The sequence below is a fragment of the Shinella sp. M31 genome (genome assembly GCF_049199205.1).
In the GTDB taxonomy this organism is placed as follows: Bacteria; Pseudomonadota; Alphaproteobacteria; order Rhizobiales; family Rhizobiaceae; genus Shinella.
Window position 1 is genome coordinate 1 of record NZ_JBLZPH010000051.1, and the last position, 8,578, is coordinate 8,578.

9 protein-coding genes are annotated in these 8,578 nt (G+C 62.0%); 1 reads left to right on the top strand and 8 read right to left on the bottom strand.

Features of this window, described 5'->3' with window-relative positions:
* The 8 genes from ACOZKU_RS08130 to ACOZKU_RS08165 all read right to left on the bottom strand — a co-directional run.
* The coding region (locus tag ACOZKU_RS08130) for a TfuA-like protein (protein WP_421578446.1) at positions 1-665 on the bottom strand (665 nt) is incomplete at its 3' end.
* Positions 662-1,894 carry a YcaO-like family protein gene (locus tag ACOZKU_RS08135; protein ID WP_421578448.1) on the bottom strand — a complete coding sequence of 411 codons (1,233 nt, stop codon included), beginning with the start codon at positions 1,892-1,894 and terminating at the stop codon, positions 662-664. The genes ACOZKU_RS08135 and ACOZKU_RS08130, both read right to left, overlap by 4 nt.
* On the bottom strand, positions 1,866-2,126 hold the full coding sequence (locus tag ACOZKU_RS08140) for a hypothetical protein (RefSeq protein ID WP_421578449.1): 261 nt from the start codon (positions 2,124-2,126) through the stop codon (positions 1,866-1,868). The genes ACOZKU_RS08135 and ACOZKU_RS08140 overlap by 29 nt, the downstream gene beginning before the upstream one ends.
* Positions 2,127-2,156: 30 nt before the next feature.
* Positions 2,157-3,965, bottom strand: coding sequence for a hypothetical protein (locus ACOZKU_RS08145; RefSeq protein ID WP_421578450.1), 1,809 nt, complete (start codon positions 3,963-3,965; stop codon positions 2,157-2,159).
* A 7-nt stretch (positions 3,966-3,972) separates the two neighbouring features.
* Positions 3,973-4,416: a helix-turn-helix domain-containing protein gene (locus ACOZKU_RS08150; protein ID WP_421578452.1), complete on the bottom strand. Its 444-nt coding sequence runs from the start codon at positions 4,414-4,416 to the stop codon at positions 3,973-3,975.
* A gap of 134 nt (positions 4,417-4,550) precedes the next feature.
* A complete protein-coding gene (locus ACOZKU_RS08155) occupies positions 4,551-5,312 on the bottom strand; it encodes an amino acid ABC transporter ATP-binding protein (protein ID WP_421578453.1) in 762 nt (253 codons plus the stop codon).
* Complete coding sequence (locus tag ACOZKU_RS08160) at positions 5,309-5,989, bottom strand: amino acid ABC transporter permease (protein WP_117370703.1); 681 nt, start codon at positions 5,987-5,989, stop codon at positions 5,309-5,311. The genes ACOZKU_RS08155 and ACOZKU_RS08160 overlap by 4 nt, the downstream gene beginning before the upstream one ends.
* 101 nt (positions 5,990-6,090) lie before the next feature.
* Entirely contained in the window at positions 6,091-6,864 is a 774-nt protein-coding gene (locus tag ACOZKU_RS08165; protein WP_314086765.1) for an amino acid ABC transporter substrate-binding protein, read from the bottom strand.
* A 278-nt stretch (positions 6,865-7,142) separates the two neighbouring features.
* On the opposite strand from ACOZKU_RS08165, the gene ACOZKU_RS08170 reads away from it, so the two are divergent.
* The coding region (locus ACOZKU_RS08170; RefSeq protein ID WP_421578455.1) for a peptide ABC transporter substrate-binding protein at positions 7,143-8,578 on the top strand (1,436 nt) is incomplete at its 3' end.

The following is an 8,578-nucleotide window of genomic DNA, read 5'->3' on the forward strand; positions in this document are numbered from 1 at the left end:
GTCCAGTTTCCCTGTTTGGCAGGGCTTGTCGGCTCGAAATTCCGCATCGCCTCGACGAGGAGAAGAGCGTCCTCACGTTTTTGGTTCACGTTTGTTGCATGGAGAAGTTGCAGGAGGCGCCCTCGGTCGTCTTTCTCGAACGCTGCTTTTACGATCGCGGACCAGGTTCGGTCCTTGTAGAACAGCGCGTCGGCAACCGTGCGCAGGCGTGATATGTCAGACGTTGCAACGACGTCCAGCGTCTGCAGCCGGTCCAGCGTTGCATCGACATTGACAAGGGGAAGCGTCAGCGCGGGGTAACCCAATTCGGCTGGACCATGCAACAGGGCGACGTCTGCATCATCAAGCCGGCGGCCGGTTGCATAATCCTCATAGATGCGGCCGATCCCGATCATGCCGAAGGCGTCGCATTCAGCCGCGCGCAAGGCGCCCATGCTGGCGGCACCAAGGACGGACACACCCTCACCGAGCGCATAGAGGATCTCCTTATGCCAGACAGGCGCAACATGTTCGAAATTGCCGTCGATGATGCCAATGACTGTTGCGCCCGCCCGCACGGCCGCCAACACGTCGCCATGCGCTGCGGGCGGCAGCACCTGAATGGCGTCACCGCACATGGCAGTTGCATCGGGAAGGCTTGGGCCGACGAAAAGGATTTTTTTCATGTGGACCCGAACAGCATGATTGAGAGTGCACGCGAGCCAACCGTGTGCCGGCGCGTGCCCTCGGGATTTTCAAGCCCGGGCACGACGACCTTCACCACCGAAATTGGCAGGGTGGTATCGCCGAGCGGCACCGCGATGACAGGCGTAATGCCGGCCTGCGCCAGTTTTTCGAGGCAGTAAGCGAGCAAGTCCGTCGCATTGCCTTGCGGCGACGGACGGGCTTTGGCGGGACCAGGCTGGGCACCGAACAAGGCGAGTGTTTCCGGTGCCAGCGGTCGCGTGAAGGTGTCGGCAAAAAGATCATCGCGGGCGCCGCTGATATAGGTCAGGCGCGATTGGGCGACTTCCGTGAGCGCGCGGATGATGGCCCGTATCGCGACCGGATGCGTGCCATAGCCGATCGTCGCGTCGTGGAAGAGCGGTTGCTGCTTTCCGGCGAGGCCCTCGTTACCAAGCACGGCGGCATAGGTGGGAACGGCGAGGTCGCTGGTGATATCGAAGAGTTTCAGGTCAAGCCCGGCATCGCGGATGCGCCCGACGAGATCGGCGGCAACGGGGTCGTTGATGGCGGCGGGATCGATGGCGCAGGCAAGGCGTTTGGCACGCGGCAGCAGGCGCCAGAGCCGGTCGGCATCCCGCTCGATGCGCTCGAGCAGACCATGCAGGATCGCCTCGGATAGGGAATTGCCGGAGGCCAGGCCGTCGGAGGATTGCCAGAAGCGCGGCGCCGGGTTCGTCCGGTCAAGGCAGACCGCCTCTCGCGGTACGAAGACGCGTGCGCCGCTCACGACGTCATGGCCGGCAAGCCAGTCGATCTCTTCGCTCTCTTCTATGAAGGGCTGGCCGGCAGCAACGAAAATATCGAGCGGCAGTCCCATGTCGCCGGCTGCCGCCAAGGCATGGCGCGTAGTTTTCCGAGCGGGCACGAGCGGATCGCCGGCAATCGACCGCTCGAGCGCCTCCATGGCAGCAGAAACCCGGGCATCGATATCAGTAACGCCCTTGCCCTGGTTGATGACGATGGAGCGTGCATTCGGGCTGACGGCATTCCACACGGGAATACCGAGCCGATCAAGGCCCGTCAGGCGGGAAAGACGCGTGATGCCGAACCGAGGCAGCAAGGTCTCGATCCGGCTCCAGGTTTCGTCGGGGCCGCAAATGCGGTCCGAATAGGCTGTCACAGGATGAGCCGGAAACGGCTCACTTGTCCATGTATCCGCCGTCTGCATCCATGTAACCGCCACCGGCATCCATATATCCGCCTGATGCGGCATCTGCAGATGTCGCAAGCACCGCAAGGTTGACACCCTTGGTGACGGTCGCACCTGCTTTGCGTAGGTCATCGGCGTCCTTCAGTGCGCCGGTGGAGGGCGCTGGGAGGGCCGTCACGGTGCCTGCACTGAAGTCTACGACCCAAAGGCCTTCTTCACCTTGTAAGCCCAGCACAGCTATATTTGCCATATTGCAATCCCTTTCTGCGGAACGTTTTTATCAAAAACCAGCCTTCTTCAACCCTTCATAATAATGCTGGCGCTGCCATTCCTCCTTGAAAGGAACGATTGCCATCCAGCTTTCCAGATCGAAGTTAGGGTGCACATTGTATGTGCGACGGACAAACTGCCGTGCCTTCCTGGCATCGCCAAGCATGCCGCAGCTTGCCGCAGCAAGCCGATCAGCGGGTGCTCGATCCTTCATGCGGGCTATGTAATCAAGCGCCTGTTCGTAGAGGCCTATCGAATAGCTTGCACCAGCGGCAATCCAGAAATAATCGTCCGGCGGCAAAGGATTGAGGTCGATTGCCCGCTGTATTTTTTTTATGCCAAGATCCGGGCGAGAACCTTGCACGAGCGTGTCGGCATAGCTGGCAACGGCGTTTGCATGATTCGGGCCGAGTGTTTCGGCTCGTTCCAAGTGCTCGGCGCTCTCATCGAACTGACGGGCATAGAGCTTCGCAACGCCAAGCTCGCGATAGGCGGAGGGGAGATAGCTATCTGTGCGGACGGCTTTTTCTGCCTGCTGTTCGGCTTTCTTCAAGAGGTCCGCATCACCGCGTGCCGTGACGAGCCACTCAAGAAAGTAGCTGCGTGAAAGCCCACCCATTGCCGGTGCAAAATCAGATTTCAGTTGAAGGGCGTCACGGAAACTCCTGCGGGCCCGGCGAATATCACGCAGGTCGAGCTTTTTCAGGAGGCTCTGGCCCGTTAGGAAGCTCCGATAGGCATTGGCGTCGCCCTCGTAGTCACCGCGCACGAGTTCGTTGCGTTCGATCTCGGTCGCGATCGCGCCGGCAATCTGATGGGCGATCATCTGGCGCGACCGGGCGAGGCCCTCTGCGGTCAGTGGGAAGCGGTCGGCCCAGATGACCTCGTCGCTGCCGAAGAAGATCAGCTGGGCAAAGAGCGTATGGCCGTCGCCTTCGTCGCGCAGCCTGGTTTCGAGGATGTAGCTGATCTGGTGGCGTTCGTAGGTCGCGGCGCGGTCGGTCTGGAGCGAGATTTGGGCTGCGGTGTGCGGCGCGATGATCGATATGGAGCGCAATGCACAGAGCCCGATCGTCACGTCCTCGATCAACGCTTCGGAGAAGCGCGCGGCGTTGCGGGCCGCAAGCGTGGTGACGGGCGGCAAAAGCACGACGCGCGGCGGGTTCTTGCGTGGGTGTGAAATCTCGTGTTCGTGCGGCGTCAGCAGCTGGATGGACGGCTGAAGCACCATCAGGGGCGCATGCGTGACTGGTCGCCCCGTCAATACGGTGCGGACCTCGTCGTCATCGGGGCTTCCTTCCAGAAGACGAAGGGCCGCGGCAGAGCGTACCTGCCGTGTCATACCGTTTTCGGCATTTCCGCTCAGCAGCGTGCTGCGCAAAAGCGCCATATGCGCCGTTCGCTGCAACGCGATCCAACTCGTCAGTACGCGATTGCCCGGCCTTGTATATTTCAGGAAATCCTCGCTCAGGAGGTCTGCCAAAGTATCGAGACGCGCGCCGTCGCGAACCTGCCCGACATCGCTTTCGACGGGCTCTGGTCCAAGCGCGACCGTGGTGTCGGTAAAGGTGAGGTAGGATCGGTCCAGTTCGCGCTGGCGTTTCTGAACGCGGGAGACAGTCTGCCGGAGATTGGCAAAGGCGCTGGCGCTGTGCTCTTCGTCCCAGAAGAGACTTGCAGCTTCCGCGCGCGGCATCTCGGTGATGCCACGCGTCAGGAGATAGCAGAGGATCAGGAGCGCCTTTTCGGGAAAGACGATGTCGTTGCTGCCCTCGTCGAGCAGGCGCAGATGACCGAACGTCTGCAGCCGTGCCGGCATTCTGGGCTCAGATCCGCAGTTCCGGTGCGTTTTCGGCGCGGTCACCGGCCGTATCGGCGGCACTTGCCTTGGAGAGCGCAGTCGCGAGCTGGATGATCGACTTACGCACGCCGGCATCCTCGATCTTCAGGAAGGCGCGGTTGAGGTCGAGGCCTTCCTTGGAAGAGACGAAGGTCGAGACGTCGCCTGTTTCATGTCCGGCGCCGGCGGCCGGTGAGGCGCTGTCGTCGTCCTGGAAGAAGAAGCTCGGCGGCACGCGAAACACGTCGGAGATCGCCTGCAGGCGGCTCGCGCTGATGCGGTTGGTGCCCTTTTCGTATTTCTGCACCTGCTGGAAGGTGACACCCAGCCGGTCGGCCAGCGCCTCCTGGCTCATGCCCACCATCAGCCTGCGCAGGCGGACGCGGGAACCGACGAAAACGTCGATCGGGTTCGGGACTTTCTTGTTCATGAGACTTTCTCCCCTTGGGACATGCCGGGGCATGGCGAGACACGATTATCGCCGCACTCTGCTTGAATCGCCAGACGGATGCAACTGCCGCGTCGCGTATTTAACCCCTACCGCGGCGTGAGGTCGCGTGTAGTCTATATGTCATAGTTTTGCGGTGCGCTGAGCGAAGCGATGAATTTTTTCGTGCGCTCACGCTCGGGTGCGGAGAAGATCGAGCGCGGCGGACCCTGTTCGACGATCACGCCGCCGTCGAGGAAAACGACGGCATCGGCGACGCGTGAGGCCAGGCGCAGATCATGCGTCGCCATGACCATGGTCGTGCCTTCGCGGGCGAGCCGGCTCAGCACTTCCACCACCTCCTCGGCAAGCTCCGGATCGAGCGCCGAGGTCGGCTCGTCGCAGAGCAGCACGCGCGGCGAGGGGGCGAGCGCGCGGGCAATGGCGACACGCTGCTGCTGGCCGCCGGAGAGCGTCGCCGGCCAGGCATCGGCCTTGTGCGCCATGCCGACCTTTTCAAGCAGTTCCAGCGCGCGGGCGCGCGCCTTGTCGGCGGGCCATTTCAAGACGGTGACGAGGCCTTCCATCACATTGGCGATAGCCGTCTGGTGCGGGAAGAGCTGGAAATTCTGGAAGACCATGCCGGTCTGCCGACGCAGCTTCTGCACCGCGTCCCAGCCGACCTTGCGGCCGGGCGCGAAGTCGATCTTCTCGTCGCCAAGCCTGATGGACCCCGAAGTCGGCGTCTCCAGAAGGTTGATGCAGCGCAGCAACGTGCTCTTGCCGCCGCCCGAGGGGCCGACGAGCGCCGTCACCGTGCCTTCCGCAAGGCTGAGGCTGATGTCACGCAGGACGTGATTGTCGCCGAAGCGTTTTTCGATGTGGCTGAGTTCGATCATGTGCGGGCCTCCAGGAAGCCGCCATAGCGGGCAAAGCGCTTCTCCAGCCGCACCTGCAGGGCCGAAAGCACGGAGCTCAGCGCCAGATAGATCAGCGCCGCCTCGATATAGAGGATCAGCGGCTCATATGTGGTGGCGACGATGCGCTGCGCGGTCTGGAAGAGCTCCGGCACGGTGACGGCGGCGGCAAGCGAGGTGTCCTTCACCAGCGAGATGAAGGTGTTCGACAGCGGCGGCACGGCGACGCGCGTCGCCTGCGGCAGGATGGTGCGGCGCATGGCCTGCGACCAGCTCATGCCGATCGAATAGGCGGCCTCCCACTGGCCGCGCGGCACGGACGAGATGACGGCGCGGATGATCTCGGACGTATAGGCGCCGACATTCAGCGTGAAGCCGATAAGCGCTGCCGGGAAGGCGTCGAGCAGGATGCCGACGCTCGGCAGGCCGTAGAAGATGACGAAGAGCTGCACGAGCAGCGGCGTGCCGCGGATCACCCAGACATAGAAGCGGGCGACGGCCACCAGAGGTTTCGGCCCGAACAGCCGTGCGATGGCTGTCAGCAGGCCAAGCGTCAGGCCCAGCACGAAGGACAGGAGGGTGAGCGGAATGGTGAAGACCAGCGCCGCCCACAGAAGGGGCGCAAGCGAATCCAGCATCAGTTGAAGCCACGGCGGCACGGGAAACCCTCCGAAATGCGGCTGGCCGGAGTGATCCCCGGCCAGTTGGTCGTTTCATCTATAGGACAGGAACGGGCCGCCGCGAAGCGGCCGCCTCGTGATTACTTCGAGACGTCCTGGCCGAAATACTTGTCGGAGATCGCCTTGTAGGTGCCGTCGGCCTTGATGTCGACGAGCGCCTTGTTGATCGCTTCCAGCAGTTCCGGCTCGCCCTTGCGGATGATGACGCCGGAATAGTCGGCGTTTTCCTGTTCGGCGGCGATCTTCACATTGGCGTCGGGCTTGTGCTTCTTGAAGTCGAGGAACGACAGGCTGTCGTTGATCGTGGCGTCGGCGCGGCCGGTCAGAACGAGCTGGATCGACTGGTCGAAGCCGTCGGTGCCGACGAGTTCTGCGCCTGCTTCCTGGGCGATCTTGCCGAAGTTGCTGGTCAGCGACTGGGCGGACTTCTTGCCCTTCAGGTCGGCGAAGCCCTTGATGCTGTCGTCGTCGGCGCGCACGATCAGCACGGCCTTGGAAGCGATGTAGGGCTCGGAGAAGTCATACTTCTGCTTGCGCGCCTCGGTGATGCCGACCTGGTTGATCACGGCGTCGTAGCGGTTGGCATCGAGGCCGGCGATCAGGCCGTCCCACTTGCCTTCGAGGAACTCGGCCTTGACGCCAAGCTTCTTGGCGATGGCTTCGCCGATCTCGACGTCGAAGCCGACCAGCTTGCCGTCGGTATCGTGGTAGGTGAAGGGCGCGTAGGTGCCTTCAGTGCCGATCTTCAGCGCACCGGCCGATTGGATAGCAGCGAGATTTTCACCGGCATGGGCGGGCGCGAGGATGGCGGCCTGGAGCGCTGCAGCGGCAGCGAGGGTCTTCAACCAGTTCATCGTGGGACTCCGTTTCTGGCTCGTGTTCGATGGCGGATCAATTGCAGAAATTCGTGCAAAACGGTGGGCAGAAAACTGCGAATAATTTGGGCAAATGGAAATATTCTTCTCACGCGTCCGGCCTTCACTGCGGTTAAAGCCGTGTTTTTCCTGCTTTTGCGAGCTTCGCGCAGGTTGCAGACGCATGCTGCATTTCCTGTTTTTAGGGTCTTGCCAACGGACAAAACAGCGACAATTGATTGTGCACCCAAAAAACAACAACGGGGAAGGACAACAAAATGGCAAACAAAATGATCGGTTTTCGTGCGGCACTTCTGGCCGGCGCGATCCTCATCGGCGCAAGCCCGGCACTCGCCGAGGCGGTGCTCCACCGCGGCAATGCCGGCGAGCCGCAGACGCTCGACCAGGCGCACACCTCCATCAATATCGAGGAATTCATCCTCAAGGATCTTTATGAGGGCCTGACGATCTATGACGCTGCCGGCAAGATCGTGCCCGGTGCGGCCGAAAGCTGGACCGTCTCCGACGACGGAACGGTCTACACGTTCAAGCTGCGCGAAAACGCCAAGTGGTCGGACGGCTCGCCGGTGACGGCGGAAGACTTCGCCTTCTCGTTCACCCGCGTGGAAGACCCGAAGACGGCGGCCGGTTACGCCAACATTCTCTACCCGATCAAGAATGCTGAAAAGGTCAACAAGGGAGAACTCGGTCTCGATCAGCTCGGCGTGAAGGCGGTGGACGCCAAGACCGTCGAAATCACGCTGGAGCGCCCGACGCCCTTCTTCCTCGAACTCTTGGCGCACCAGACGGCGCTGCCGGTCTCCAAGGCGAGCGTCGAGAAGAACGGCGCCGACTTCGTCAAGCCTGGCACGATGGTGTCGAACGGCGCCTTCAAGCTGGTCAGCCACGTTCCGAACGACAACCTCGTCGTCGAGAAGAATGCCGAGTATTGGGATGCCGCGAACGTCAAGCTCGACAAGGTGGTCTTCTACCCGATCGACGACCAGGCCGCATCCGTGCGCCGCTTCGAGGCCAAGGAAATGGACCTCGTCTACAATTTCTCCGCCGACCAGATCGAGCGCCTGAAGAAGAGCTATGGCGACGAGGTGCATGTCTCGCCGACGCTTGCCACTTACTACTACGCCTTCGACACCCGTCAGGAACCCTATAGCGACGTGCGCGTGCGCCGTGCGCTCTCCATGGCCGTCGACCGCGACTTCCTGGCCAAGGAAATCTATTCCGGCTCGCAGCTGCCGGCCTATTCCATGGTGCCTCCGGGCATCCAGGGCTACACGCCGGCGACCGCCGATTTCGGCGCCATGTCGCAGCTCGACCGTGAGGACGAGGCGCTCAAGCTGATGAAGGAAGCGGGCTATGGCGAAGGCGGCAAGCCGCTGAAGATCGAGATCCGCTACAACACCAACCCGAACCACGAGCGCGTGGCCACCGCCGTGGCCGACATGTGGAAGAACACCTTCGGCGCCGACGTCTCGATGGTGAACCTCGATGTGTCCTCGCACTACGCCTACCTGCAGGAAGGCGGCAAGTTCAACGTGGCGCGCGCCGGCTGGGTCGCCGACTATGCGGATCCGGAAAACTTCCTCGGTCTTAGCGTCAGCACCAACAAGACCTTCAACTACGGCCAGTTCAACAATGCCGAATACGACGCTCTGATGAAGAAGTCGTATGAAGAGCGCGATCCCGCGGCGCGCGC

What these genes read in the sequence shown, in the direction of transcription:
- ACOZKU_RS08165 (WP_314086765.1), bottom strand. Translation starts at nt 6,864, where the DNA reads ATGAACTGGTTGAAGACCCTCGCTGCCGCTGCAGCGCTCCAGGCCGCC.
- ACOZKU_RS08145 (WP_421578450.1), bottom strand. Translation starts at nt 3,965, where the DNA reads ATGCCGGCACGGCTGCAGACGTTCGGTCATCTGCGCCTGCTCGACGAG.
- ACOZKU_RS08140 (WP_421578449.1), bottom strand. Translation starts at nt 2,126, where the DNA reads ATGGCAAATATAGCTGTGCTGGGCTTACAAGGTGAAGAAGGCCTTTGG.
- ACOZKU_RS08150 (WP_421578452.1), bottom strand. Translation starts at nt 4,416, where the DNA reads ATGAACAAGAAAGTCCCGAACCCGATCGACGTTTTCGTCGGTTCCCGC.
- ACOZKU_RS08135 (WP_421578448.1), bottom strand. Translation starts at nt 1,894, where the DNA reads ATGCAGACGGCGGATACATGGACAAGTGAGCCGTTTCCGGCTCATCCT.
- ACOZKU_RS08155 (WP_421578453.1), bottom strand. Translation starts at nt 5,312, where the DNA reads ATGATCGAACTCAGCCACATCGAAAAACGCTTCGGCGACAATCACGTC.